This is a genomic window from Mesorhizobium sp. M8A.F.Ca.ET.181.01.1.1 (assembly GCF_004792025.1).
Classification (GTDB): Bacteria; Pseudomonadota; Alphaproteobacteria; order Rhizobiales; family Rhizobiaceae; genus Mesorhizobium.
On sequence record NZ_SRTV01000010.1, the window covers coordinates 151446 to 177572 of the forward strand.

29 protein-coding genes are annotated in these 26127 nt (G+C 60.4%); 11 read left to right on the forward strand and 18 right to left on the reverse strand.

The window, feature by feature from the left end:
* Positions 1 to 94: 94 nt before the first annotated feature.
* Both EN824_RS28620 and EN824_RS28625 read left to right on the forward strand, forming a co-directional pair.
* Positions 95 to 562 carry an Lrp/AsnC family transcriptional regulator gene (locus EN824_RS28620; protein WP_135880891.1) on the forward strand — a complete coding sequence of 156 codons (468 nt, stop codon included), beginning with the start codon at positions 95 to 97 and terminating at the stop codon, positions 560 to 562.
* Positions 563 to 1012: 450 nt separating this feature from the next.
* Complete coding sequence (locus EN824_RS28625) at positions 1013 to 2548, forward strand: Fic family protein (RefSeq protein WP_135932953.1); 1536 nt, start codon at positions 1013 to 1015, stop codon at positions 2546 to 2548.
* Here the strand turns inward: EN824_RS28625 and EN824_RS28630 are convergent.
* Positions 2517 to 2957, reverse strand: a complete 441-nt coding sequence (locus tag EN824_RS28630) for a hypothetical protein (RefSeq protein WP_135932954.1) — start codon at positions 2955 to 2957, stop codon at positions 2517 to 2519. The genes EN824_RS28625 and EN824_RS28630 overlap by 32 nt on opposite strands.
* 189 nt (positions 2958 to 3146) lie before the next feature.
* Between EN824_RS28630 and ehuB the strand changes: the two genes are divergently transcribed.
* On the forward strand, positions 3147 to 4019 hold the full coding sequence (gene ehuB, locus EN824_RS28635; protein WP_135932955.1) for an ectoine/hydroxyectoine ABC transporter substrate-binding protein EhuB: 873 nt from the start codon (positions 3147 to 3149) through the stop codon (positions 4017 to 4019).
* Positions 4020 to 4115: 96 nt separating this feature from the next.
* On the opposite strand, the gene EN824_RS28640 is transcribed toward ehuB, so the two are convergent.
* From EN824_RS28640 to EN824_RS28685, 10 genes are all read right to left on the reverse strand, one after another.
* A complete protein-coding gene (locus tag EN824_RS28640) occupies positions 4116 to 4556 on the reverse strand; it encodes a CopG family transcriptional regulator (RefSeq protein ID WP_135932967.1) in 441 nt (146 codons plus the stop codon).
* A 5-nt stretch (positions 4557 to 4561) separates the two neighbouring features.
* Positions 4562 to 6535 (reverse strand): conjugal transfer protein TraG, encoded by a 1974-nt coding sequence (locus tag EN824_RS28645; protein ID WP_135932956.1) that lies wholly within the window; start codon positions 6533 to 6535, stop codon positions 4562 to 4564.
* A gap of 141 nt (positions 6536 to 6676) precedes the next feature.
* Complete coding sequence (locus EN824_RS28650; protein WP_135932957.1) at positions 6677 to 8416, reverse strand: VirD2 family relaxase/mobilization nuclease; 1740 nt, start codon at positions 8414 to 8416, stop codon at positions 6677 to 6679.
* Positions 8417 to 8658: 242 nt separating this feature from the next.
* Positions 8659 to 9321, reverse strand: a complete 663-nt coding sequence (locus EN824_RS28655; protein ID WP_272483029.1) for a lytic transglycosylase domain-containing protein — start codon at positions 9319 to 9321, stop codon at positions 8659 to 8661.
* A gap of 110 nt (positions 9322 to 9431) precedes the next feature.
* Positions 9432 to 9761, reverse strand: coding sequence for a DUF736 family protein (locus EN824_RS28660; RefSeq protein ID WP_135932959.1), 330 nt, complete (start codon positions 9759 to 9761; stop codon positions 9432 to 9434).
* Between the two features lie 35 nt (positions 9762 to 9796).
* On the reverse strand, positions 9797 to 10342 hold the full coding sequence (locus EN824_RS28665) for a S26 family signal peptidase (protein ID WP_135932960.1): 546 nt from the start codon (positions 10340 to 10342) through the stop codon (positions 9797 to 9799).
* Positions 10339 to 10830 (reverse strand): DUF2840 domain-containing protein, encoded by a 492-nt coding sequence (locus EN824_RS28670; RefSeq protein ID WP_135932961.1) that lies wholly within the window; start codon positions 10828 to 10830, stop codon positions 10339 to 10341. Before EN824_RS28670 ends, EN824_RS28665 begins: the two co-directional genes overlap by 4 nt.
* Positions 10827 to 11882 (reverse strand): replication initiator protein A, encoded by a 1056-nt coding sequence (locus EN824_RS28675; protein WP_135932962.1) that lies wholly within the window; start codon positions 11880 to 11882, stop codon positions 10827 to 10829. Before EN824_RS28675 ends, EN824_RS28670 begins: the two co-directional genes overlap by 4 nt.
* Positions 11883 to 11899: 17 nt before the next feature.
* Positions 11900 to 12181 (reverse strand): helix-turn-helix domain-containing protein, encoded by a 282-nt coding sequence (locus EN824_RS28680; protein WP_135917375.1) that lies wholly within the window; start codon positions 12179 to 12181, stop codon positions 11900 to 11902.
* A gap of 301 nt (positions 12182 to 12482) precedes the next feature.
* Positions 12483 to 12809, reverse strand: a complete 327-nt coding sequence (locus tag EN824_RS28685; protein WP_027042653.1) for a DUF736 domain-containing protein — start codon at positions 12807 to 12809, stop codon at positions 12483 to 12485.
* A 757-nt stretch (positions 12810 to 13566) separates the two neighbouring features.
* On the opposite strand from EN824_RS28685, the gene EN824_RS28690 reads away from it, so the two are divergent.
* A complete protein-coding gene (locus EN824_RS28690) occupies positions 13567 to 14841 on the forward strand; it encodes a DUF4238 domain-containing protein (protein WP_135917374.1) in 1275 nt (424 codons plus the stop codon).
* Here EN824_RS28690 and EN824_RS28695 read toward each other — a convergent pair.
* The gene (locus tag EN824_RS28695) at positions 14817 to 15719 is read right to left on the reverse strand and encodes a hypothetical protein (RefSeq protein ID WP_135917373.1); all 903 of its coding nucleotides are present in this window, start codon (positions 15717 to 15719) and stop codon (positions 14817 to 14819) included. The genes EN824_RS28690 and EN824_RS28695 overlap by 25 nt on opposite strands.
* Before the next feature lie 42 nt (positions 15720 to 15761).
* On the reverse strand, positions 15762 to 16490 hold the full coding sequence (locus EN824_RS28700) for a DUF2971 domain-containing protein (RefSeq protein WP_210234929.1): 729 nt from the start codon (positions 16488 to 16490) through the stop codon (positions 15762 to 15764).
* A gap of 243 nt (positions 16491 to 16733) precedes the next feature.
* On the opposite strand from EN824_RS28700, the gene EN824_RS28705 reads away from it, so the two are divergent.
* The 6 genes from EN824_RS28705 to hxsA all read left to right on the forward strand — a co-directional run bounded on the left by EN824_RS28705 (position 16734) and on the right by hxsA (position 22531).
* Complete coding sequence (locus EN824_RS28705) at positions 16734 to 17744, forward strand: nucleoid-associated protein (protein ID WP_189522242.1); 1011 nt, start codon at positions 16734 to 16736, stop codon at positions 17742 to 17744.
* A complete protein-coding gene (locus EN824_RS28710; protein WP_135917370.1) occupies positions 17725 to 18915 on the forward strand; it encodes a hypothetical protein in 1191 nt (396 codons plus the stop codon). Before EN824_RS28705 ends, EN824_RS28710 begins: the two co-directional genes overlap by 20 nt.
* A gap of 277 nt (positions 18916 to 19192) precedes the next feature.
* Entirely contained in the window at positions 19193 to 19462 is a 270-nt protein-coding gene (locus EN824_RS28715; protein ID WP_135917368.1) for a hypothetical protein, read from the forward strand.
* Complete coding sequence (gene hxsB, locus EN824_RS28720) at positions 19459 to 20868, forward strand: His-Xaa-Ser system radical SAM maturase HxsB (protein ID WP_135917367.1); 1410 nt, start codon at positions 19459 to 19461, stop codon at positions 20866 to 20868. The genes EN824_RS28715 and hxsB overlap by 4 nt, the downstream gene beginning before the upstream one ends.
* Entirely contained in the window at positions 20865 to 21965 is a 1101-nt protein-coding gene (gene hxsC, locus EN824_RS28725; protein ID WP_135917366.1) for a His-Xaa-Ser system radical SAM maturase HxsC, read from the forward strand. The genes hxsB and hxsC overlap by 4 nt, the downstream gene beginning before the upstream one ends.
* A complete protein-coding gene (gene hxsA, locus EN824_RS28730; RefSeq protein ID WP_135917365.1) occupies positions 21962 to 22531 on the forward strand; it encodes a His-Xaa-Ser repeat protein HxsA in 570 nt (189 codons plus the stop codon). The genes hxsC and hxsA overlap by 4 nt, the downstream gene beginning before the upstream one ends.
* Positions 22532 to 22833: 302 nt before the next feature.
* Here the strand turns inward: hxsA and EN824_RS28735 are convergent, their stop codons facing one another.
* The 3 genes from EN824_RS28735 to EN824_RS28745 all read right to left on the reverse strand — a co-directional run bounded on the left by EN824_RS28735 (position 22834) and on the right by EN824_RS28745 (position 24432).
* Positions 22834 to 23328, reverse strand: a complete 495-nt coding sequence (locus EN824_RS28735; RefSeq protein ID WP_135906815.1) for a DUF2285 domain-containing protein — start codon at positions 23326 to 23328, stop codon at positions 22834 to 22836.
* A 55-nt stretch (positions 23329 to 23383) separates the two neighbouring features.
* On the reverse strand, positions 23384 to 23578 hold the full coding sequence (locus tag EN824_RS28740) for a DUF6499 domain-containing protein (RefSeq protein WP_135906814.1): 195 nt from the start codon (positions 23576 to 23578) through the stop codon (positions 23384 to 23386).
* 128 nt (positions 23579 to 23706) lie between these two features.
* Positions 23707 to 24432 (reverse strand): hypothetical protein, encoded by a 726-nt coding sequence (locus EN824_RS28745; RefSeq protein WP_245521035.1) that lies wholly within the window; start codon positions 24430 to 24432, stop codon positions 23707 to 23709.
* 99 nt (positions 24433 to 24531) lie between these two features.
* Between EN824_RS28745 and EN824_RS28750 the strand changes: the two genes are divergently transcribed.
* On the forward strand, positions 24532 to 24837 hold the full coding sequence (locus tag EN824_RS28750) for a transcriptional regulator (RefSeq protein ID WP_245511644.1): 306 nt from the start codon (positions 24532 to 24534) through the stop codon (positions 24835 to 24837).
* Positions 24838 to 24900: 63 nt separating this feature from the next.
* Here the strand turns inward: EN824_RS28750 and EN824_RS28755 are convergent, their stop codons facing one another.
* Both EN824_RS28755 and EN824_RS28760 read right to left on the reverse strand, forming a co-directional pair.
* Positions 24901 to 25227: a DUF736 domain-containing protein gene (locus tag EN824_RS28755; protein WP_135917364.1), complete on the reverse strand. Its 327-nt coding sequence runs from the start codon at positions 25225 to 25227 to the stop codon at positions 24901 to 24903.
* A 530-nt stretch (positions 25228 to 25757) separates the two neighbouring features.
* Complete coding sequence (locus tag EN824_RS28760) at positions 25758 to 26102, reverse strand: hypothetical protein (RefSeq protein ID WP_135906812.1); 345 nt, start codon at positions 26100 to 26102, stop codon at positions 25758 to 25760.
* Positions 26103 to 26127: the final 25 nt, after the last annotated feature.

Here is a 26127-nt window from a genome sequence, read left to right on the forward strand (position 1 = left end):
AGCAGCCAACGACTCTCAAAAGTGGCTATTCTTATGTAATCCTATCGATGATATTGGCTGATCCAGCCAACAATGACGCCCAGACGAGGGAAACGTGCCAAATCCGACGCTCGATGCAATCGACCTTAAAATCATCGCCGCGCTGCAGAAGAACGCAAAGGCGACAACGAACGACCTCGCTGAAGCCGTCGGTCTTTCGCCTTCACCTTGCGCCCGGCGCGTGAGGCTCCTGGAGAGCGCCGGCGTCATCAAAGGTTATACCGTGATCCTCGACCAGAAGAAGCTCGGCCTGCCGATCAGCGCTTTCGCGTCGATCAAGCTTGAACGGCAACGCGAGGACGATCTCGACCGCTTCTCCCAGGCGGTGCTGCGCTGGCCGGAGGTGGTCGACTGCTATCTGATGACCGGCCAGCGGGATTACCTGATGCGCATCGTGGTGCGCGACCTTGAGGCCTATGAGCGGTTCATCAAGGACAAGCTGACGCGGCTGGACAACATCGCTTCGATCGAAAGCAGCTTCGCGCTTGGCCAGGTCAAGCGCTCGGAAGTGCTGCCTATCTAACCGATCGGGTAGTCTGCGACGGTCAGGTTGTCGGTACGGCACTCACATTGTGCTCGACGAAAGCAAGCTCATATTCTTTGACAGAAAGTCCCTTAGGGCCATCGCGACCTCACTGTGATGGGATGGGGCGGCCTGTTCGGGTCGATATGATATTTGTTCCGAAAGGCAAATGTGAACCGATGCCGGTAAGCTCGATGTCGCGAATCCCTGTTGCCATCATGAACGTAAGCTTTGTAGCCGCCTCCCGCAAACCCGGTTTTTCATGGTGACGCCGGCAGCGATATATCCATATATCTCATTGATATTTAAGATTTTTTCGGCTATTTCGTGTCAAAAACTTGCAATAAAACCCCATCAAAAACTTGCCTTTGCACAGCACAATTGACTTGCAATAACACAGCTCTATATACTTGCGTTTGAACGGCACAAGAAACTTGCAAGGGCACAGCCATGGCTAAGCCTCACGAAAAACTCGCGGAATCCCTCGCCACCCTTCAAGGCCTGCAGGCAGGAGGGCGCCGCATTTTCAAATCTCAAGAGATCACCCGGGTCCATCGTGAGCGCATACTCCAAAACGGATTCCTCCGTGAGGTGATCAAAGGGTGGTTGATGTCCACCGGACCACAAGCGCAGGAGCAAGACACGACGCCTTGGTATGCCAGCTTCTGGGAGTTTTGCGCGATGTATTGCAACGAGCGTTTCGGGAAGGCGTGGTACCTTTCTCCCGAGCAATCATTGCTCCTGCACGCAGAGGCTACTGCGATCCCACCGCAGGTGGTGATCAGCAGCCCTTACGGAGGCAACAATAAAATCGGCCTGCTGTTTGGCACATCGCTATACGACCTCAAAATCAAGGATATGCCTGAAAACCTGACGGAGAAGAACGGATTGCGCCTGTTTCCGGTCAACGCCGCCCTCGTCCGTGTGCCCGAGGCATTTTTCCAGCGTTACCCAATCGAAGCCCAGGTTGCTATGGCTTCATTACGCAGTGTTTCAGGCGTGCTAGGGCTTTTGCTCGATGGAGGCCATTCGTCTATCGCCGGGCGGCTTGCCGGCGCGTTTCGGCGCATAGGGCGCGATGCCTTCTCTGACGAGATCGTCGGCGCGTTCAAGGCTGCAAGCTATGACATTCGAGAGTCCGATCCTTTCGACGGGCAGGTCGGCGTTACTGCCATCACGTCAGGCGCGCCGCCGATCGTGACAAGGCTCCACGCCATCTGGGAATCACAGCGCGATGCGGTGGCCGAAATTTTCCCGAAAGCACCCGGGCCGCCGTCCGACAAGGATAGCTACATGAAATTCGTGGAAGATATTTATGAGAGCGATGCCTATCATTCGTTGTCGATCGAAGGCTACAGCGTTACGCCAGAACTGATCGACCGCGTGCGCGATGGCGGCTGGAATCCAGAGATCGATGAAGCAGATCGAAAGAACCGCGATGCGCTGGCCGCCCGCGGCTACTATCAGGCGTTCCAAAAGGTCAAGGATGCGGTTGCCGCGATTATCGACGGCGCACCCGCAGGTAACCTGACAAGGGATGCGCATAGGGAATGGTATAGGGAGCTCTTCGCGCCCTCAGTGAGTGCAGGCATATTGAAAGCGAGCGCGCTCGCCGGTTATCGAAACCACCATGTGTATCTCAAGGGGTCATCTCACGTACCGCCGCGTGTGGAGGCGGTACTCGACGGCATGGATGCGCTATTCGATCTACTGGAAGCCGAAGCAGACCCGGCCGTTCGCGCTGTTCTGGGGCATTGGCTTCTCGGCTATGTTCACCCTTATCCTGACGGAAACGGACGCGTGGCCCGCTTTCTGATGAATGCCATGCTGGCATCAGGCGGCTATCCCTGGACAGTGGTGAGAGTGGAGGACCGGAAGGCATACCTCGCTGGGCTTGAACAGGCTAGCGTTGGGATGAATGTAAAGCCTTTCGCCGAATTCCTGGCGAAACGGGTCAAATGGTCCTCAGAGGAAGCTGGCAGATGACAAACAAGAAGACGATAAACCCTACATTCCCATCAGTCTGATACTCGCGGGTCGAATCGAGGCGATTCTTTGAAGCCACATAGGCGCTTCTGCGCCAGGGATGGTGCGGCGCGTATTTCGGCCGCATGCATTTGCGGCCCATCAAGGGAGCGATTGCTTCCTCAGGCGCCTCAACTGCCGTCAGCCGATCCTCGAAAGTGTGCCGCAGGCTGTAGAGTTTATGCTCCGATGTCGGCAGCAGTTCCATGTTGGTGAGCACCTTGTTGAAAAGTGCCGAAGGGCGAGGCTGCCTTGTCACGATTGCGCGGGAGCCCTTTGGAGGGAGTTTCGTCGCCTCCAGGGTTGGCAACGGCCACCCTGGAGGAAATACGCAACAGGCCGCGTAGATCAAGGCCGCGAATTCCACCATCAACCCAATCGCAACTCACGAACAAATGGATTCCCTCCACGAGCGAGAGCCTCTCATTGCCGAATTCGCAATATTTCGTACATATTTTATACATCTATATTGACGGACTGCCATCTTCAAACGTAGCGTCGCGCGGCTGAGGCGGAACGCCTGCACGCAACAACTCAATCTCACGGGAGGACTGCACCGATGAAATTTCGAGCCCGATCGGCCGCCATTGGCCTGGCCTGCATCGCCTATGCCGCGATTGTCGGATCCGTGTTGCCGGCAATGGCGGAGACGACAAAAGAACGCGTGTTGAAGGAAGGCAGGATCGTCATCGGCATCCATAACCGTGCGCCATGGGGCTACAAGAAGGAGGGAACCGGCGAATTGCTCGGCTGGCACCCGGACCTGCTGAGAGCTGCGTTCGCCGATCTCGGCGTCAAGCAGGTCGACTTCGAGGTCACAGAGTTCGGCGCCTTGATCCCGGGCCTGATGGCCGGGCGTTTCGATGCCGTCGCGTCCGGTCTGTCGATAACGCCACCGCGATGCCAGCAAGTCGCCTTCGGCGCTCCCGACCTGAGGTCCGACGACGCGGCGATCGTGCTCACCGGCAACCCCAAGGCGATCCACAGCTATTCGGACCTTGCCAAGAAATCCGAGGTGATCATGGGCGGCGGCCGCGGCAGCAATGTCATCACGAATGCCATCGCCGAGGGCGTGCCGCAGGACCGCATCCTGCAGTTCCCCGACATCGAGACCAACATCGCCGCACTGCGCGCCGGCCGCATCGATGCCGCCGTGTTCTCTTCCCCGACGGTGATCGGGCTGCTGGCCGGCAACAAGAGCCCCGATCTCGAGCGCGCCAGCCCTTTCACGACGAGTGAGAAGTCGATCAGCTATATCGCGATCGCGTTCAGGAAGGACGATGGCGATCTCCGCGATCTCTACAATCAGGGTCTGGCGAAAGTCATGTCGAGCGGCACCATCGCCACCATCATGGCAAAGTATGGATTTGGCCCCACCGAAGACGTGCCGCCGGGATTGACGACGTCGCAACTGTGCGGCGCCACCAACTGACCCGCACTCGCCGGCCGAAGGCGCTGGCGTCAACAGGATTGAAGGCGTCGCGCGAAATCGGGCGGAGCCCACGGTCCGCGAACAGGCGTGTCGAGTTCACGTCTGTTCCGAATCGCGGGAAGCCTCGACGTCTTCGGGGATTTCCTGCCGCAAGTTCGGCCCCTTGGCCAGGCGCCTGCCAAGCGCGGAGACGAAAGCCTCATAACGCTCGCTTGCCTTGGCGCGCGTTGCCTGGGCCATCGGCTCAGGCAGCGCTGGCGTGGTCGCCAGCCAGAAGCGAATGAACACGGCCAGCGTTTCTATCGAGATGCCGACATCGCGCTCAAGCCGCGCAAGCCGGCGGTCGCTTCGGTCGAGGCGCGTTGAGACAGCCGCCTCGCGTTGGGTGTCGGCATCGGGCGAGAGGAAAGACGCGATCGCCGCTTCAGCGATAAGCGACTGCGAACGGTCGCGCCTGGCAGCGTAGTCGACCAGCATCGCCAGGACAGCTGGATCGAGATAGACGGAGATCTGAACCTTTTTCTTTCCTGCCGTCACCACCTTCACAACCCCATACCGTCATCCGGATCGAGCGCGATCTGCCGCGCCACGCCGCGCGCAAGGCGCGCCATCCGGCTGCTGCTCGCAGCCAGATCATCAGCGTCGTCAGGCACGTCGGGCTCGAACTCGTTGACAAGCGGCGGCGCCGCCGCAGCAGGAAGAAAGGGATCGAGTTCGGGCTGACGCCGCAACTCGGTCTCGGTCGATTCCTGCCGGGTTTGTGCCACCACCGTCGCGGCAGCCGCACTCCCTGACGGAAGCGCCGTCCAATCGTCAGGCTCCGGCTCGGTTCGATCGGCAAGAGCCGGCGGCGGCAGAATGCGCTTAAACAATCGCGGGTCTTCGAAGTAACGCGCCTTCTTCGCCCGGATCGGCGGCGTGCCCGCCAGCATGACGATCTCGTCACCAGCCGGCAATTGCATGATCTCGCCTGGCGTCAGCAATGGCCGAGCCGTTTCGGAGCGCGAAACCATGAGATGACCGAGCCATGGCGAGAGCCGGTGGCCGGCATAGTTCTTCATCGCCTTCAGCTCGGTTGCCGTGCCAAGGGCATCCGACACGCGCTTTGCGGTGCGTTCGTCATTGGTCGCGAAGCTGACGCGCACATGGCAGTTGTCCAGAATTGAATTGTTCGGCCCATAGGCCTTCTCGATCTGATTGAGAGACTGCGCGATCAGGAAAGCCTTCAACCCATAGCCGGCCATGAAAGCGAGCGCGGATTCGAAGAAGTCGAGCCGCCCGAGCGCCGGGAACTCGTCCAGCATCAGAAGCAGGCGATGGCGTTCCGCCCTCGCCTGCAGATCCTCGGTCAGACGGCGGCCGATCTGGTTGAGAATGAGACGGATTAGCGGTTTGGTGCGACTGATGTCGGAGGGCGGAACGACCAGATAGAGCGTCGCCGGACGGGTATCCCCGACCAGGTCGGCGATGCGCCAGCCGCAGGCGCGGGTCACCTGCGCCACCACCGGATCGCGATAGAGCCCAAGGAAGGACATCGCCGTCGAGAGCACGCCGGAACGTTCGTTGTCGGACTTGTTCAACAACTCACGGGCAGCACTTGCAATGACCGGGTGCGGACCGCCCTCGCCCAGATGCGGCGTCGTCATCATGGCTGCCAAGGTCGATTCGATCGGTCGCTTCGGATCGGACAGGAATGCGGCGACGCCGGCCAGGGTCTTGTCCGGTCCGGCATAAAGCACATGCAAGATCGCGCCAACCAGAAGCGCGTGGCTCGTCTTTTCCCAATGATTGCGCCTTTCAAGGGAGCCTTCCGGATCGACAAGGATGTCGGCGATGTTCTGCACGTCGCGGACCTCCCATTCCCCGCGGCGAACCTCAAGCAAAGGGTTGTAAGCGTCCGATCTCGCATTGGTCGGATCAAACAGCAGCACCCGGCCGTGGCGGGCGCGAAACCCGGCGGTGAGGCCCCAGTTCTCGCCCTTGATGTCATGGACGATCGCCGAGCCAGGCCAGGTGAGCAACGACGGCACGACCAAGCCGACACCCTTTCCCGAACGCGTCGGCGCAAAGCAAAGCACATGCTCGGGCCCATCGTGGCGCAGATAGTGTGGTCCGTACCGACCCAGCACCACGCCGTCGGGGGCAAGCAGGCCTGCCGCCTGCACCTCGCTCCTGTCGGCCCAGCGCGCAGAGCCATAGGTCGCGACCTTCGTCGCCTCGCGCGCACGCCACAGCGACATGCCGATCGCCACGGCGATCGCGATGAAGCCGCCCGAGGCGGCAATCAGACCGCCGCGCATGAAGATGCCAGGCGCATAGGCGTCGTAGAAATACCACCACCAGAAGATGGCCGGCGGATAATAGACTGGAAGGCCGCCGATGACGAACCAAGGCGCCCCCAGCCCCGCCTGATAACCCAGCTGCCACGCCGACCATTGCGTCGATCCCCAGATGGTGAAGAGCACGATCAGGAAGACAGCAACAATCTGCCCCCAAAGGACTTTCGTTCCCGACATTGGTTTCTCCTTGTGCGGAGAGGTCGGCAAGGTTGAGGCGAGGTTCAACAGCCGGCTGACGCTGATCGTGTCGCCTCGCGCTGTCGGCAAGGAAAACAAGCGATCGGCAATCCAAGATTCCAGATCCATGTGAGAGCGCCCTCACAAGCCGAGACCGGGCTTGCGACCGAAACTCCAATCGGCACCGCCATCACCGCGAACGACGCCGGAGACGTGACTGCCGAGATGGCGCTCCAACGAGGGCGTCCAGGGCACGAGCTTGAAGCCGAGCCCGTCATCGATCATCGCGAAACGGCCGGTCGCGAGCGCAAAGCGCTGGCTGTAGGTGCCGGCCACGAATTCGCCTTTGCCGGCACGGTTGAACGACTGGCCGGTTTGGTCCGCGAGCCGGCTGCCCAGCGCGTCGAGTTCCCTTCGGCGCAGCGTGTCGATCAAGTTGCCGGCAAAGACAGTTCCGCGCGGCTGCCGCTCTGCCAGCCCCAATCCGACCAGGTGCTCGGCGCGCCGATCAAGCGCCTGGCGCACCTCGGCGCCGAAGCCGCCATCCGATAGTGCCACCGCAGGACGGGCGAGAGCCTGCCGGTCGAGCCAGGTCGCCCCTTCCGCGACGACCTGACGTTCGATGTCGAGATCGGAGCGCACGGCTAGCGCCACCCGCGGGCGTCCCTGCGCGTCGTCAAATTTGCGCAGTTCGACGATCGAGCCCGGCGCACCGTCGCCCGACGCCTCAAGATCGGCGAGCCGGACGTGATGACAGCGGCCGTCGACGCCATCGACGACCGCATAGGCGGTGCCCTTGAGTTCGTCATCCAGGCCGCGCTCGACCAGGCGGCCGATGATCGTCTCGCCGACGGTCCCGGCGGCCAGCACATAGCTGGCGCTCGCGCGTTCAATGTCGCGGGCCGAGAGGGCGCGATGCATACGTCTGATGATATCGCCGCGCTCGCCCATCTCGCGCAGCGTGGCCTCGGCCCTGTCGCTGACGACCCATTGGCCAGGACCGAGTTGCTCGGCGAGGCCGAGCGTTTCCAATCTGCGCAGCCGCCCCACCTTGAGCGCGACAAATTCGTCAGGCTGGCCATCGGCATGCGGCGCGAGATCGATGACACCGTTGTCGCGCGTGTCGCGGAGCAACTGGCGGTCGAGCCCGGTCCACCGCTCTGCCTCGACCTGCCGCTCGACATGCCGGCGGATTTCAAGATCGGACCGCGGGCCGAGCTCCTGCGTGACGAGATCGCTGGCGCGATCGCGCATGCCGCGGCTAATGTAGTCGCGTGAGATCACTAGGTCCTGGCCGTCGTCGGCCCGGCCGCGCAGGATGACGTGGACATGCGGATTGTCGGTGTTCCAGTGATCGACCGCAATCCAGTCGAGCGATGTGCCGAGATCCTTCTGCATGCGATCCATGAGATCACGGGTGAAGGATTTCAGGTCTGACATCTCGACGGCGTCCTCCGGCGAGACGATGAAGCGGAAGTGATGCCGGTCATCCTTGCAGCGCGCGACGAAATCCGCAGTCGACGCATCGTCGACCTCCGGTCCGAACATGCGGGCTTTCGCGTCGTCCCGCGTGACGCCCTCTCGCCGCAGATAGTTGAGGTGGGTCGCCAGCGGCGCGCCACGCTTCGAATGGCGCACCACACGGGTCTTGATCGTGGCGACGCGGGAGCGGCCTGTAAGCAAACGGTTGGCCTGAACGCTCGCTGCCCTGCCGCGCCCGAATTGCGAGCGCTTGCCTGGCGTGATCCTGCCGGCCCGCGACACGCTGCCGCCAGCCTTCTGGGCGGCCGCGAGCGCCTGGGCGATGAAGGGCCGCGACGATTGGGATCGCGTCGAGCGAATGCGCCCCGGACGGACGCGGAATTCGCCCTCATCGGCCATGGCAGCGCCCCACACACTGCCAAAAGCGAAACAAATACAATGATTTGCGTGGTCCCAGCACATTGCGCCGAGGCGCTACAATGTGCGGGAAGCGGCGAAAAACCCAGCAAAAACAACCAACCGACATCAGCACAATGTGCGCCCTTTTATCTTGCCATCCCTCGGTTGTTGCCCTGTGCTCTCCGCGCCTCATTGGCAGCGACGTCCAAACAGACCCAAGGCGCGAGTTGACGGAGACTTCATCACCGCTGCGATGTCGCGACGTCGGACCCCGTGAACAGTTGGCGCGGCTGCGAACCGGCCGCGAAAAGCTTGCGCACCAATGGTGACGGCGAGACCTCGACGGCAGCGTCTTCGCCGGACAAAAGACCGGAAGCAGCGATGGATCCGGACCGCACTATGAATAGCGGCGCGACCTTCCAAGTGACGGCCTTGGCTTGGCCGGTGGTGAGCGGGCCGGGCGCATCACCGCCGGCCCAGAAAGGGCGAAGCTTCGCAACATAAGCCCCGGTCTCGGCCGGCAGCGATCGGCCCTTCAATGAGGCTTCGTAACGCCCTGGCCCCGCATTGTAGGCGGCCAGGAAGCCCGGTGAACCGTATCGATCGTAGAGCTCCCGAAGATAGGCCGTGCCGGCAAGGATGTTGTCGCGCGGATCGTAGGGATCGCGGCCGAGTTGGTGACGAAGGCGCAGCTCGGCAAAGGTTCCGGGCATGATCTGCATCAAACCCGCCGCCCCTTTTCGCGAAATCGCGCGCGGGTCGCGGGCGCTTTCGAGGTGCATGATTGCCCGTATCCAGCGCTCTGGAACGCGGAAGCGATGCGATGCCTCGGCGATATGCGCGGCATAAGGATCGTCCGCGGATTTGCGCGAGACCGGCGCGGATTGTGCGAGCGCTCCTGTCATTGCGTGACAGAAGATCAGCATGCCACACATAAGGAAAAGTGCTTCGCGCCGCGCAGGCAACCAGCGGACGGGGCGGCATTCGTGCGCACATTTCGGCGCCGACGGCCCACTCATCGCACACGCTCCGGCCGCGCTTTCGGCCGCATCCAGCGCAGCGACCAGGAGCCGTCATCGGATCGGAACAGGCTGGCGCGGAAGCGCCGGCCAAACAGCGGATCCTCCAATCGGCAAGACAGATAGTCGCCAGCCGTCTGCCCGATTTCCTTCCAGGCCGCGCCGACCTCGGGGCCGCTGCCGTCACCGATGTGGATGCGAAAATCCGGCGCCTTGCCGTCGGACATCCTGGTCGTGACGAACACCAGCTCGGCATCCACGAGCAGTGTTCGAATGCGTCCGGAGTAACCGGATTCTGTTTCATGGAAGACACCGATCTCGGCCATGGACTATCTCCTTCTCTTGTTGGCTGGGTGGAATTTCAGTTCACTGGCGCGAGCCAGGCGTAGTGGCCATCGCCGCTCTCGTCGGTCCAAAGCGGCAGCGCGCGTCCGACGATCGAACTCGCCGGGAACGGGCCGAAATAGCGGCCGTCGAGACTGTCCTGGACCTTTGGATTCATGACGAAGATTTCGTCGGCCGCGATGATGCGGCAGCCCTGCCAGTCGGGCAGCGCGCGGCCAATGCGGTCGCGCTCGAGTGCGGCACCCACCGCAAGCCCGTTCACCGTGATGACGCGACCGACGCGGCAGACTTCTTCTCCAGGAAGTCCCTCGACGTGCTTCAGCATCGGCACACCGAGCGGAAGGTAGCCACGCTCGGCGGTGAACCGGGCGACCGCCTCTGGCGGTTCGATGACAGTGAGCACGCCAGCCGTCGGAGCGCCTATTTCCCTGATCGCATAGAGCCCGATCGGCGTGCTGGCCGATGCGTTCCATAGCAGCAGCGGCGGCATCTCCATGACAGCCGGAGCGACCGTCGCGATGACCGACGCAAGTGCTGCGGCTAGGCAAGCGGCGCGGCTCATGATGTCACTCTGCTGCGCAACAGAAATGCCCGGTGCTGCTCGAGCGAATAGGCACGCGGCGTTGCGCCGGCAATGATACGGTTGTGGGCCTGACGCCAATAGTCCGGTGCTGCCTCGACCGGATCGAGGCCGATCGCCTCGATCGCATCGATCAGTTGCAGGACCCGCTCGACCTTGTCCCAGCCTGCGAGCTTGAGCAGGATCTCGCCGCCTGGCCGAATGTAGGGCAGCGTCTGATATGGTTCAGCGGGCAAGACGGCGCGCACGATGTCGACGCGCGAAACAATGGTGCCGAAGTCATTCGCCGCCCAGCGCACGAACGCAAAAACACTACCCGGCGCAAATCCGACGACGCGGCGCTGCCCGTCGATTATAGTCTCATGGGCTGGGCGTCCGAAGCGGATGCGGTACTCTATCCGCTTCTCGATCCAGATCAGTTCGACCGTCGTGAGGTTGCCGCGCGGCGTCGATTGGGTAGGCGACGTCATGTGTCGTCTCCCTCGCCCCGGCCAACCCACCGCCGCTCCTGCGCGTCACCGCCAGACCGCGGCTCGCGCGCAAGACTGTTAGATTGTGAGTTAGACTCTAAGTTAGGAGCGCGATTTTCCGTTCTGGGACCGTCACTTAAGGCCGATCGCGGTTCCCGAAAGCACGAGGATGCGGTTCCCGATGGCACGATAGTTCGGGTTCCCGATGGCACGATCCTGTCAACAGGCGCGGGCGCCGCTTCGAAAGCCAACAGCACGCGACCGCTGGCTTCGACCTCCGTGAACAGCAGATATCCCGGCAAAGGTTGGCGGCGCACGATGTCACGCAGCTCGAAGGCGAAGCGCTTGAGCGGCGAGAGGCTGCCGGACTTCCGGTGCAGGTGGCCGATGTCAAAACGCCAGCCGGCGCGCTGGCGTCCGCCATGCTTGCGCACCAGCCGGTAGAGCCAGCGCTCCAGGCCGCCCGTCAGCCCGAAATACGCGCGGTCGATGGTCAGGATCAGCGCGTCGTCCATGACGGCGCGATAGAACCAGTCAGGCAGGACCAGTTCGACGCCAAGCGGGCGACCGCTTCGGCCGGAGCGCTCCTGCCATTCATTGATCCACGAGAAGCGATGGCGACGGCCTTCCGCGGGTTGGCGAATGGAGGTGACGACGCTTGTCGACTGCAGGCGGTCGAGCGCCGCCTTGAGGCGCAGGTAGTCTCGCTTCGAGACGCCGCGGCCGATGAAGGTAAGCATCTCGTATGGCGTCGCGGCCATCAGGCGCGACGTGCGCAATCCGGCATCCCGCGCGCTGACGATCTGGCTCGCGGCCCAGATCAGGATATCGGCATCCCAGATCGTCGCCATGCCGTGGTCGGGCATCGCTTCGACACGGATCGCCACATCGCCGGCGCGAAAATCGATCGGCGCGATGCGCCTGGATTTGGCGAGGGAGAAGAAGGGATAGGCCATGAGGTCCTGCGCATCGCGTGGCGCGACGACACCGGGCAGCGCGTGGAACAGATCAAGCTGTCCGCGTTCCGACGGTTGGCGTGTGCGTCCAGACATGGGGGAGATCAGCGGGCTCAGCGCCTCTCGCGCCCGGCATAAGCGATCAGGCGCGCCGCCTGGGGCTTGGCGGGCAGCACCGAGCCATTCGGATCGGATGTCGACGTCATCGCGCCGCGCTGCACCCAGGCCTGGAGGTCGTCGACGGCGTAGACGACGCGGCCGCCAAGTTTGCGATAGGCAGGCCCGGTGCCATAGGTGCGGTGCTTTTCCAGCGTGCGCGCAGAAAGGCTGAGGAAATGCGCGGCTTCCGAAGTGCGCAGGTAGCGCGGCGGCAATGGCGCGGCGTCGGCGTTCATGAGGTGTCTCCTTCCGGCCGTTGCGGTTGAACGGCGATCGACGGCCAGGATGGAGGAGCGTGGGGACAGTAATCAGGTGCGCAATTGAGGGGCGCTATTTCGCACCGCCGATGGTCTTCAGGATGTGCGCCGGCGCGCGCAGCAATTGGTGGTGGCCGCGCTCCGCCATCTTCACGCCATCGCGCATCGAGGAACGCATCCGATGACAAGAGGCCGGGCTATGGCGGCCGGCGGTGCGGAGAGCTTCCGCGGTCACCGGCAGAAGACGCCTCGCCCGGTACCGGGCGAGGCGTCTGCCGATTTACTCGCCGTTGCGGCGGTTGGGGCGGGACCAGATGAGGCTGTGGCCCTCGCCTTCTTCGTCGGCGAAGAGGTTGGCGTAGATCGGAGCGGTGAAGCTCGGATCGTCGAGCTTGAGCCCGAGATAGTCGCGACCCTCGTTGGAGCGCTTGGACCAGGCGGCGCCGATTTCGGCCTTGCCGACCACGACGCGGTGGCTTGGAGCGTTCTCGCCGCTGGCCCTTGTGTCGGGAACGATGCGCACGCCCTTGGCATGGACGCTGAGGGTGACGATCTCGCCGGTGAACTCGTTCGCATTGGTCTTCTTGAAAGTGCCGATGGTAGCCATTTTCAGTCTCCGTCTTCTCGTTTCCGAGCCCGCACCATGCGACCTCGATGGCGATCGCGGGGCCGAAGGCGGCCGCAGCCGCATCGCTTGCGACCGCAGCAAAGCGGAGGATGGCGCAGGCGCGCGTTTCTTGGTTCCGCGAGGAATGGGCTTCGCCCAGGGGACGAAACGCGCGACGCGCCATTGTGGCAGAGGCGGTCGAGGCTTCAGCCGTCCTTCGGCCAGATCAGCCCGTTCGAGAGGTCGTTGGTGCGCTCCGCGAAATGGCCGACGTGGAGGCAAGGGCACCACTGGTTTTCAAAATAGATGAAGCGAATTGGTGGCCGAGATGTCAGCCGACAACAGCTTGGCATGACCTGAATGAATGCTTGAGCCATCCGCTGCCAGCAGCACACGGTGAAGTACCGCGAATGTCTCATTTTGGGCCGTCTCCGGACGGTCCGAATGTGGTGAGCGTACCGCGGATAGCGGTCGTTCGGACCCAGTAGGCAAAATTTGCCGTCCGTCTACGACTCCATCGTAGTCATTCGGAGCGAATTTGCGAATACACGAAACTTGCCATCCGTTGACCCAAATTGACGGCGACTCTGACTTTGGCTGAGTCGTTTACAGAAGCTAACATTCCGTGCACGTAGGAGTTAGTTGCGGTCGGATATCACAAGTGGACAAAATCTGACGGGCTTGCCGCCATGTGGTGCCCGACGAAATACCTCCGCACTTTCAACGGCGCCGAAGCACCGCATCACTGCAGGGAACGATGAACCGGCCATCCAGAAAGCATCACTTTGTTCCTCAGGCCCAGCTTCGGCACTTTGCGGCCGATCCAGAACGACGCTCCATCTACGTTTTCGCCAAGCGGTCCGACCGATCTTTTCTGACGTCGATTGCCAATGCTGGCTCCGAGAATGACTTCAATGTGGTGAGCCTGGGCGATACCAAATGGAACTTCGAGGATCTGTTCCAGGAGGTCGATGCGCGCTCCGCGCGCCTCGTCGTCGAAATCGTCTCGCGACGTTCGCTCGCGTGGATGACGGCGGATGACCGTATTGCACTGGCCGATTTCTTCGCGACCCAGATGCTGCGGACGCATTTTAGCCGAACGGGACCAAAGCATCTGGCGGGCCAATTGCGGGAGATGATGCGCCAGGCCGGCTATGACCGGGATGCCGATCCGCACATGGCTATGCCATCTGATGCGTCAGTGAGACTTGGCGCCGTCAAGGCGTTCCTTGAACGGGAAGGTCACACCGTTGCGCTACTTGATCTTCATCCCGCCATCTATGCGAGCGACGGCGAGCATCGCTTCATCATCTCGGACCATCCGGTCAGCCGGATCAACGCATTCCCCTATGGGGATGTCGGGCTCACTTCGCCGGGCCTAGTGGTGATGCTGCCGGTTTCACCTGGCCTGACGCTTGCCCTGCATTGCCAGACGATCGTCCAACGTTACGAACTGGCGGCGAGCGCAGATATCGAGCCCGAACGCAAGACAAGAATGATCCGCTATCGGGACGGCCTGCGGTCCGGTGAGCCGATCGCTATCGATGGCAACATGGTGCGCTACCTCAATGGTCTCCAGGTCTCGCAAAGCGCTGGCTATCTTTATGCCGATACCGATGCGTTCGACTTCGCACGCGAGATTCTAGGGGAGGACGAGGACCTGCGGAACGTCGAGACCCATGTCGAGCTCGGCGAGATGGGGCATGCGCCTCCACCGCGACCGGGCATGCCCGCAGGGACGCACCTCGTCATCTTTGGTCCCCTCGATCACTGCACGCTGGCAATTGAAGAGATCGACAAGAGCGGCGAAGGCTTGACGGCACGAACCAGGCAGATCGATCTGCTCGCCCAGGTCGCCGCCGACAAGGCGATGTTGCGGGTCGAGCTGTATGTCGATCGGCGGGTGAGGCGTGGAATGGGCCAAGTGATGGTGGAGCGTTTTGGCGAACCGGCGTCCGGCTGGTTTCGGGTTGTCCATCGCGACGCGAGCTTGAGATCGCTCGGCCTTCAGCTCGATGCCGAGCGCCGTTGAGATCGCTCGGAGCGGACAGAGCGCTTCAGGATCCGGTCGAGATCGGCGTAGGTGAAGGCGGGGGCGCGGCCGATCAGGAAGGACGGCGCGAACAGATCGATCACCTTCTGACCGGGTTTCAGAGATTCACGTATCTTGCGCCTGACTTGTTTCAGTTGTGCGCCGGAAGGATTTGCGATGCCGTCGCGTTGCAGAACGGCCGTGACCATGCGCTCCAGGCGATCCTGCCGCATGCGCCCGATGCAGTAGGTTCGAATGTATCGCAACAGCGACTGCAGGAACAAACCCTGGCAGTGAAATGACTGCATGACGCCGCCCAGGGTCTGCTCGAATGCGGCTGTCACATTCGAGGTGCGGTTCATCTCTCGATAGAAGTCCAACGTTTGCGCCTCGAGGAAGCCGACGCTGATTTCAGCGGGCGGTGCGAAGAAGAGATAGGACGGCACGGGACGCCTCAGGCTCACTTGTTTGTAGAGATGCAACCCGAAGCAAAGAGCGAAGATGCAGGTGAGATTGTTGGCCGCCGCAACGTTGAGGGCACGGAGATCTTCGATGATCTCAGCCCAGCCGACGCGTTCGCCGCTCGGCGCTAGCAGGAGCCCCTCGTCAATTGTTCCGTGAGCATCGACATGGAGCACCGGCCTCAATCCCTGCTCGGCCTTCGTCGTCAACTGGCTGAACAGCTCGCTCAGTTCGCTACGATCTCGAACCGCATATTCGAACACGGGGAAACCACCGGCGGTGGAGAGGCCCTCAAGGTCTTCGAGGATACGCCGGCTGGGGCCCATCTCCTGTTCCGGTAGCGAGTGAATCCAGACGACCGCGTTGGTCTGCAGCGGTTCCGAGATCGTGAGTGCGGTGTCCGAGTACGATATCATTCTGCCGAGCCTCGCCTTGCGCTGGCGCCTGCTTGCTGGGCCTTAGACATAGCGAGGTCGACCGAGAAGGGTGGAAAGCTCAAGGCGATCGCTTAGCCCGGCGGCAGCCACATGTTGAGACACGGTGGCGCGCTCGGCTTCGGTTGTGGTTGAGCCGAGCACGATGCGTTCAATCAGAGTGGGAAGATCGACGTCGACGAGGATGCCGTGTTCGGGAACTCGGACGCCAAATTCCTCAGCCATTCTAACGGAAATGGCGAGCCGATATTCCCGCTCCCATTCAAAAGCTCGGTGCTTGAAAAAGAACCGGTCGAGCATGCCGATGCCGCGCATCCGAACCTGAGTCAAGTCTACATATTGGACCGGACCGCCCCACAGATCTTCGACGCCATATTCCGGTTTGAGCCGAAAGGGTTTGAAGGCGGCGCGCATGCGATCGGGCGTCGTGCAGATCGCGATGCCCTTGTGCTCACCGGAGTAGAGCTTCCACATCGCGTCACTCTCATAGACGGCACGGTGCCAGCAGCTTATCTTGGTCAACCGTTTAAGTTGGAAGAAGGCGCGCTCCACGCCCTCCACTTCGGCGTAGCGCGGATCAGGCGGCGGCACGTTCAATTGGACAGCGACGGCGCCTTCGAAAGGATCGATAAACTGATTGGCCGATGCAAAATAGAGTCTGCTTTCAGCGAGCGTTGAAAGGAAGCGCTCGAAACGAAAATACTTCCATAGCGTCTCGTTGCCTTCGATCGCAATTTCTCCAATCTTGCGCACCACAAACTCCATTTACAGTAACGCTTACGTAAGGCCCATTCTATTTCAAGTCTACTACAGCACGGGCTGCGGAGAAGGCGGAAGAGCCCGTCTATGATGCGCCGCCGAAAAGCCACGTTGGCGAGTTGGTAGGACTGGGTCGCCTCCTGGAGTTTTATCTGGCGCCCGTAGTGGACGCCGCCGTCTACCACTATCATGTTGTCGGCGGTGTAAGTAATCTGGTCGCCTACGGGGGAGAGACCATTGGCAGAAAACAGCATCATCAGCGTTGCCGTGCATGACCTGAAGAAGGACGCCGACAAGTTCGACATCGCGTTGGGCAAATCGAATTTGAAGGTCACCGAACCGGTCCAGCGACTCGTGGACGTACTGGACAAGCTCTATGGCCGCCGCACGTCCAAGTCCCATGGTAAATTCTCCGATGATGAGGACAACTACCCCACTCAACGGCATCTTCGAGAATACGTGGAGGCCGAGGAGAAGGATTTCGCTACCCTTACGGAATCGCTGATGAAGACGTTGGCGGTAAACGCCCAGACCAAAGCGGCTGCCACTGGTGGTCACGTTTTCTTCGCGCACTTCACCCGGGACGAGCGGCACTATCTCATGGTCGCTATCGTCACCGATACGCTCAGCGCTGCGCTTACCCAGCAGAACGACGTACACGATGTGGCTCATCTCGACATCGAAGGATTCAGGTTCGCCGGGCGCATCAACATCACCGGATGGGCGAACAAGGAGGATCGCTACATAGGGTTCCTCAAGGGCAAAGGGAACGTCGCCGAATATTTTCAGGCTTTCCTCGGCTGCATCGACTCCGTGCAGGAGAAGGCCGACACCAAGAACCTGGTGGAGGCCTTGATGTCCTTCGCCGACGATAAGAGCCTGAAGCCCGAGGCGAAGACGGCCTTCCTGACCAAAGCCAAGGAAATTTGCGACCGCGCTGCGTTCAAGCGGGAGGAACTCTCATTCGACGCACTCACCAACGAGTTGCTGCCCGAGGATCCAGGGAGCCTCCGCGATTACCTCGCCAACCCGGACCTGAAGCTCAATGACTGGTTCATACCCAACAGGGCAGTGCTGAACACCCTAGTCCGTTTCAAAGGGCGCACGGACCACTGGTCACTTGAGTTCGACCGCAAGGCGATCCAGGAAGGCGAGGTGACCTACGATCCAGAGAATCAGACGCTCACCTTGCGCAATCTGCCTGCTGAATTGAAGGACAGGTTGAGCGGTGAATTCGAAGATGCCTAGGCTCGGTTGGCAAGACATCGAGCCCATCTATGCCGTCACGGCCTTCGCCGATGATGGCACCGGCACGCTGACCATCACTACGCAGCCCATACTGAACGCCCTTCTGCTGATTGACCAGGACGAGGACGCAGCCGCCGATGCCGGCATGGCGTTGCTCACCGAAAGAGATCAGCTCGAGCTGGGCAAGCAAGCGCATGTCCAGTTCAATGCGCCGCGGACGTCGCTCGGCAGGTTCGCATTGTCCTTCGCCAACCTGATTGCTGGACCGAAAGCCCGTGTGGAAGAGCCGGCCAATTACTTCGTCGTGGACGGCAGGTTGACCCGGCACTCTCAACCACCGTCGGACCTACAACTGAGATACCGATCAGTTCTTTCGCTGGTGGCATTGCTGGCGCGGGCTGCCGCCTTCCTCGATGGAGTTCAGCAGGAACTCGTCTTCTTTCGCGATGGCCGCATAGCAATCCCGGTAGACTACGATGAGAAGGACCTGACCAGCCTCAAGGCTGACCAAGTCGCAAAACTCGTCGGACTGTTCGCGGATCCAGTGCATCTCGAGCAGAAGCTCACGATCCTGTCGGAGGCCGTCATAGACCTAGTCGCAGGTCTGCCGACCGGACAGAGGTTCCGCCATGTCATGCGTGGGGTCGGGGAGATCGTCGAAAAGGTGGCCGCAGGCTACCGGCTATTCGCCTCCAGCTTCACCTATTCCAAGATCCGGCGAGAGGTCGAAACCGCGCAGGCCGAATTCATCACCCGCATCCACAAGACTTTCGTGGACCTTCAAGGTCAGATACTCGGCATCCCTATCGCCACGATCGTCGTCGCTTCGCAACTCAAGGTCGCAAAGGCTTGTGGAGTTGAGGTATGGACGAACATCGCGGTGATAGCCGGCGCCTGGATATTCGTCCTGTTCCTTCTCGCGAGCATCGTGAACCAATGGCTGACTCTCAAGGCCATAGCGTTTGAGTTCGGGCGCCAACAAGATCGGCTGGTCAAGGATTTTGCCGAGGTAAGGGGTGACTTCAACACGGCGTTCGAGCAGCTGACGAATCGTGCCTTCTGGCACCGCGTGGTTTTCGTGGTAGTTGGTCTCATCGGTGTCGGAGGAGCAAGCTTCGCGACGTGGGCGGCCACCAAGCTTATTGAAGTCGAGATTCACACCTGCATCTGATCAGGTAGAAGGACTGTACCCGCCTACAATAGGTGGCCCGATCCCGGACCATGGCGGAACCAGCTTTAGGGACCTGAGCGGACATCGGCCCCGAATGACAGGTTTAGGTAATCGTCAAGCGAACCTGAATGACCGAAAATAGGCGCAAAACTGCCGTCCGTTCAGCAACAAGCCCAACCATCAGTGATTTCGGTGGTCACTGAAAATCGAAGTTGAACTGCACTAATTCCCATATTCCAGTTTTGGGTATATTTTGTTGGGAGGGAGGACTTGGTACGTGGGGGCGTCGCGCTTTCTAGGACAGGCTACAATCGAGATTCCGCAGAACTTTCAGTGTTTTGTGGAAGGCGCATTAATTCGACTACAAGTCCAGTATCCGTCGCTGCGGTTTTCGGCCTCGGGTCACGGCGTAGCTGTAGAAGAGATTCCGCCGGAGAGGCTGGACGATTTGCGAAAGAATGTCCTTCACGCCATCTATCGTGAGAAGATCTACTCGGAAACGCTTTCGCTGCGACAAGCGTTGATCGGGGCGGTCACCGCCACATGACCGTATGGCCGCTCAAATTCAGAGATCGCCCGGACGGAAAGCTTCTGTTTAGCGACGATGCCGGTGGGTTCTTTCTCGGTAGCGACGAGTTTCTAGGGAGATACGCACGCGATGCGCTCTCGGCCGACGACCAGAGATTTCTTCGTGGCAATGGACATACGTTTGAACGCGAAGGCGATCCTGATTGGACATCGTTTGCCTATCGTTGGGCGGGCAGGCAGTCGAAGCAGCAAGAGCTGTCGTATCTCATTCTCGTTCCGACTTTGCGTTGCAATCTGACTTGCAGCTATTGCCAGGTTTCCCGGGCCCCTGAGGCCGCACGGGGCTTCGACTGGTCCAACGAAACATTGAACGCGGCGCTCGACTTCATCGGCAATTTGAATGGTCCTGATATCAAGATCGAGTTTCAGGGCGGGGAGCCTTTGCTTCGCGTTGATCTGCTCGAGCAGATCAGAGCTTTCACCCGCACAAGATTTCCGCGCAGCCAGTTTGTCGTTTGCACCAACCTCCAGCGCATGGGTGAGGTGGAGTGGGCTTTTCTTGATCAGCCGGACACGTTCGTCAGCACGTCACTGGATGGGAACCACGAGACACACACCCGGCAGCGGACTGGCGACAGTCTGGCGACCGATACATTCCTCGGAAATTTGGCTGAAGCTGTCAGGCGTCTCGGCCCCGGCAAGGTTTCCGCCCTGCCAACCATCGCCGTTGAGCGTCCGCCGAATTTTGAGGATCTCATCGGTAACTTCGAGCGGCATGGCATACAGTCGATATATCTCCGTCCGATAAACCACCAAGGCTTTGCGCGCCGGCGCAAGAGCGATGCCAATGCGATCGCTCGATGGAATGCGCTCCATTCAGGTTTCATCGATTATCTCATCGAACGTAATCACCGCACCGGCCGATACGTTGAAGAGTACTATTTCAGCCAGTGCCTGCGGCGATTCTTGAGATCAGGCACCGATGATCATGTCGATCTTCGCAATCCGAATTTCTTCGCGTCCGACTACATCGTTGTCGATCACGATGGGCAGTTATACCCGACGGACGAAGCCAGGATGCTGTCGCGGATCGGACGTGTCGATCTCTCGATTGGAACAGTGGCCGACGGCATCAATCAGCAAAAGGTGCAGCTACTCGATCAAGCATCGATGAACAACTTCGATGCCGATTGCATCCACTGTGTTTATCAGCCTTTTTGCGGCACGGACGTCGTCGACGATCTGTCTCGCGACGGCCATATCGATCTCATTCGCAGTGAGACGTGGTTCTGCAGACGGCATATTTCTCTATTCGACAAAGTCGTAGAGGTGATGACGCGTTGCGACGACGCAGCTCGGCAATCCGTCGCCAAATGGGCCGGAGTTCCCTCCTGGGGAGATCACATGGTCCCGGTCCACGCATGATCCCGCTTCGCCTCAAAATTGAGACTAACGCGATCGATCCATATGTGGTTCGACTCCGGTCCTTCGAGGGCGTTGCCCACGACATGCCAACGCTCAGCTCGTTCGATGCGGTGCTGGGTAACGCATCCGGCGAAAGTGCAGACTTTTCGGGCGGAGAGGGAACGCTCCGTGTCTACGGAATCGACCCCAGTGACGTGAATGGCGACGTGCTGTTTGTTGTGCCTCGACGGGGGACTGCACACCGTCTCATCCGGGCAAATTCCCGTCACAACACGCTGCTGGTTACCGAACGATGCGACCAGCTTTGTCTGATGTGTTCGCAGCCGCCGAAAGCGCACCACGTAGACATGTTTCCGTTTTTTGAGACGGCAGTCCTTCTCTCGCCAGAAAACGCAACGATCGGTCTATCTGGCGGAGAGCCGACGCTCTTCAAATCGGAACTGCTCGAGTTCCTGGGGCGAATGCTGGCAGCGCGGCCCGACATTGATTTCCACGTTCTGACCAATGCGCAACACTTTGACCGCGTTGATCTGGCTAAGCTCGGCGAGCTGAATTTAAATCGTGTCCTTTGGGGTGTTCCCGTCTACTCGAGCGACCCCGAGGTTCATGACCGGATCGTGGCAAAGCCAGGTGCGTTCGATAAAGTTAGAGAAGGCCTGTCAATCCTTTGCCAGGCCGGCGCAAAAATCGAATTGCGTACGGTGCTTATGAAGCCGAACGCCCTCGGTCTGGCGGATTTGGCCAAGTTTGTGACGACATCGCTGCCCTTCATCGACAAATGGGCGATCATGCAGCTCGAGAACATCGGCTACGGCAGGCAGAACTGGCACTCGTTGTTCTTCGACAGCTCCACAGGTTTCGAGGTGGTTGGCAAGGCCCTCGATCTCGCCATCAGCCGCGGAATTGACGCCATACTGTACAATTTTCCGCTGTGCACGCTTCCGCCCAACTATCGGACGCTGGCCCCGTCGACGATTTCAGATTGGAAGCGAACTTACCTCTCGGAATGCGCTGGCTGCGTACTGCGTGACGACTGCGGCGGTTTCTTCGAATGGCACCCGAAAACGCATGGGTACGAAAGGTTCGGTCTCGCGTGAAAAAACGGCTCTTTACGATCCCGTCGTTGCTCGCTGCCGGCTTCATGCCGATTGAAAGTATCGCAATGCCGATTGCTCCGTTCATTGACGGAGGCAAGTCGAAATCATTGTTCGACATTTTCAAGCTTGACCACAAATTCACCTTGGCCGGTCACAGATCTCACTCCAGCCACAGCAGTCACAGCTCTCACAGCAGCCATCGATCATCGACGGGCGGCACCTATTTGCCGCGTGCCCCGGTCTATCAATCTCCAGCGCCTGTCTATCAAGCTCCGGCGCCAGTCTATCAGGCGCCCGCGCCGACCTACCAGGCGCCGACCGCCGCTCCGCCGGCTGCGGCGTCGCCGCTGGTCGTGCTTCCAGGGACCGCTGCCAAATTCAAGGAGATCGTCCTCCAGGTTCAGTTCGCGATGCTATCGTTCGGCTATTACAATGGCGAGTTGGATGGAAAGATGAGCCCTGCGATGCGATCTGGGCTCCTGAAAATGCAGTCGGATTACAATCTCAAGGTAACAGGCACCATTACGCCGGAGACACTGAACGCCTTGCGCATTACAGCGGATTAATTTCACCGAAATGATTCGTATTTACAGACAGCGGCACTACCCCGCACTGGCGCCCCCTCATTCTTCGGCGGAAAGACCCACCCACCAAATTCCGACAATGCTGGCTTTAGTAAACCGCGAGACTGATCTCACGGCCAACACAAACGGCGATCCCAGCGCCAGCATCGCTAACCACCCGTCTGCATTCGGCGGGTGGTCAAATCGGAAGGAGTGACCGAGATTGGCGCTGAGCAGCCGTTCACTCCAGGATCGTACGCCTGCCGATAGCGCAATAAGTGGACCAGGCGCCGGACGGAGCCTCTTCAGGAAAGGCGCCGTCGAACGCGCAGCAACTGGCGATAGCCGCGCTCGACCATTTTCAGGCCGTCCCGCACAAGGCGTTGCGTCTGATAGCGAAAGGCCGAGTCGTGCCAGTCGGCGACGCTGACTAGCCGACGGCCAAACAAGGCGGTTGCGACGTCGAAATGAGATGCCTGCTCCTCACGGCCGTCAAGGCATCGCAGCATCAGGCCAAGACGCCGGCGCTGTGCCCCGGTCAAGCGGGCATCGGGAAGGTGCTGCCTATGGATCGAGCGGATGAACCGCTCGATCGCCTGAAGCCTTTCGTGCGCCATGTCATCGAGTGGAATTATGGCGGCCAACGGTTCGCCTGCCTGCGCATCGCCGAGAAGCGCCAGTTGCGTAGCGCCTGACGTAGAGCGCACGTGAAGGCCGATTTCATCACGCTGACCCGTGGCCAGCGGAACGTCGAGGACCTCCCGCGCTCGCAGATCCGGCGGAACTTCGACTAGGTTCACGACCCCAGGATCGATCTGAGGCGCCCAATATACGGGCTGCTCGACTGCGGATTGGTCAGGCCTGGCGGCGAAACTGCAAACCCCAGCGCTTGCGCAATGCGCGCATCGCCTTGGCCGAGCGGGAGACCGCGAAGTCCTGCTGATACTGGGGATTGCGTCGCAGGAACTCCCATGCAATCGCATCGGCGGCGGCCCCTTTAACGAACGCATATGCCTGTGGGTCACGCCACTGCGATGTATCCGGCTTCATCCGTATCCTTCCCTTCTCAAGGATTTGATAGGGGGACGCGGCGTTGAGCGAAATCCTTGGATTCCGTCATTGACGAATGAACAAAGAGCGATCTCGGCGCCGAGCAGTCAGGCCTAGACTTGCGGTGCCTACTGGCTCGCGCCTTGCAGTGTCTTGAAAGTGTCCGTCCAGGCGCGATACGCGTCATCATCGCCCTGGCTCCAAGCGCTGAAGGCGCGCCAGGCGGCGAAAGATGATGCAGGCTGCTCGAACAGCACGCCGATAGACTGATCGCCTGCGGGCCAGCCGGTAGGCTCGTCGCTTATCGTTTCATGCGTGAGGCGCCGCAGATCGGCCAAGGCCGAGCGGATGTGCGGCAGCGGAAATTCGCAAAGGTCGGTGTTGTCAGTCGCCTCCCGAAGGATGACCGCGAGCTTGGCGACCACGCCCGCCAAGGACTGCGCTGGCGTCGCCACAATCTCAGCCAGCAAGGCGTCTGCCTTTTCAGCGTCATCCTGCTCCGTCGTCCGGGCATCGAGACCGCCACAGTCGGCGTCAGCCCCCTCCTCGCGCCCAATGACTTCGTCGGAAGACAAGATCGCGCCGCGCCTTAAGAGCCCCTCGTCCGCCTGCTGCTGCCGGACACAAGAAGCCAGCATCGCAACGTGCGCATCAATCCAGGCAAGGGACAGAACGAGGGCGGGATCGGCTGACGGCTGATTTTCGGCTCCATGGCCAGCCAAAGGCTTAGGATGCCCTGCGGTCAACGAACTGCGCGATTTCCGTCCACGCGTGACGGAAGGCAAAGTCGTGGTAATGTCGGAATCAGCCATGATCCGAGCTCTACACAGCTTGGTTTTGGTCAGGTCGGGCACGGGTGTTCCTGCACTCTGCTCGACCGTTTCGCCGCAGCATTGCAGACCTTGGAGGTCACCCCTCCCGGGCCACATGCGTCGGTAACAGTGGTGATTTAGATGAACGCGGACAAAAAATCAAGCCCCATGGCATCAAATGATACTTTTGGTATAGATGAACTTACAAGCGGACAAATGCGAGCCGCACGCGCTTTGCTTCAATGGGATCAAAAAACGCTTGCGGAACAGTCGAAGGTTTCCCTCGCGACAATCAAGCGACTAGAGCCTCAGGCCGGCCCGATAAGAGCAAACAGAGTCACTATTGACGCGTTACGACGCGCATTCGAATCCGCAGGTATTCAGTTTATCCCAGAGAATGGTGGCGGTGTGGGCGTGCGCCTCTCCCGCCGTTCCGATTATTCATAGGCAAACTTCCGCGAACTCCGGCAGGAGACGCCTCGCCCGATACCGGGCGAGGCGTTGGCCAGTTCACTCACCGTTGCGGCGGTTGGGGCGGGACCAGATGAGGCTGTGGCCCTCGCCTTCTTCGTCAGAGAAGAGGTTGGCGTAGATCGGAGCGGTGAAGCTCGGATCGTCCAGCTTGAGGCCGAGATAGTCGCGACCCTCGTTGGAGCGCTTGGACCAGGCGGCGCCGATTTCGGCCTTGCCGACCACCACGCGGTGGCTTGGAGCATTCTCGCCGCTGGCCCGGGTGTCGGGAATGATGCGCACGCCCTTGGCCTGGACGCTGAGGGTGACGATCTCGCCGGTGAACTCGTTCGCATTGGTCTTCTTGAAAGTGCCGATGGTAGCCATTTTCAGTCTCCGTTCTTCGTTTCCGAGCCCGCACCATGCGACCTCGATGGCGATCGAGAGGCCGAAGGCGACCGCCGCCGCATCGCTTGCGACCGCAGCAAAGCGGAGGATGGCGCAGGCGCGCGTTTCTTGGTTCCGCGAGGAATGGCCTTGCCCAGGGGAAGAAACGCGCGACGCACCGTTGCGGCATAGGCGGTCGAGGCTTCAGCCGTCCTTGGGCCAGATCAGCCAGTTCGAGAGGTCGTTGGTGAGCTCTATGAAATGAGGGAGAGAGGCGACGGCAGCACTGGCCATCAAGAGATATGAAGCGCGTTAGTGGCCCATATCTCCACCGAAGGCGATTTGGCGAGATCTAAAAGAAAGCTTGCGCCGATCCGGCACCAGCCGCACACGGTCGTATACAGCGAATGTCTCGTTTGGGGCCGGAAGCTGCTTGGCAGATTTCGGAAAGACGCAGCGAGACCAAACGTCCGCACAGATGGCGCAGGCTGATCTATCTCACCGAATCCCAGACGAGCGACAGCAAGAGGTTAGCGCTCGCGAAGCGCCCCGATGGTATCGAGCACTCGTACGATCTTGTCGGCACCCTCAGGGGTCTTGTCCCATAGGCCGCGTAAGCTCGCCTGCAACTTCGTCCAGGCGGCAGTTTCGGCGTTGGGCTCGATCACGGTTGAGTCCATTTCCAGCCCCAATACCTTGCAAATTTGCACCACGCTTTCGCTGATGCGGCGAAACTTGCCACGCGTGATGCGGCCGACCTGGCTGGCATGCACCCCAACTACAGCGCCGATCTGCGTGTCAGTGAGTGCGCAATCGGTGCGCGCTGCGACGATTCTTGCGCGGAGTACAGAAATCTGATTTTCATTTGCCTTCATGCAGATTTGCATGTAACAAAATGTG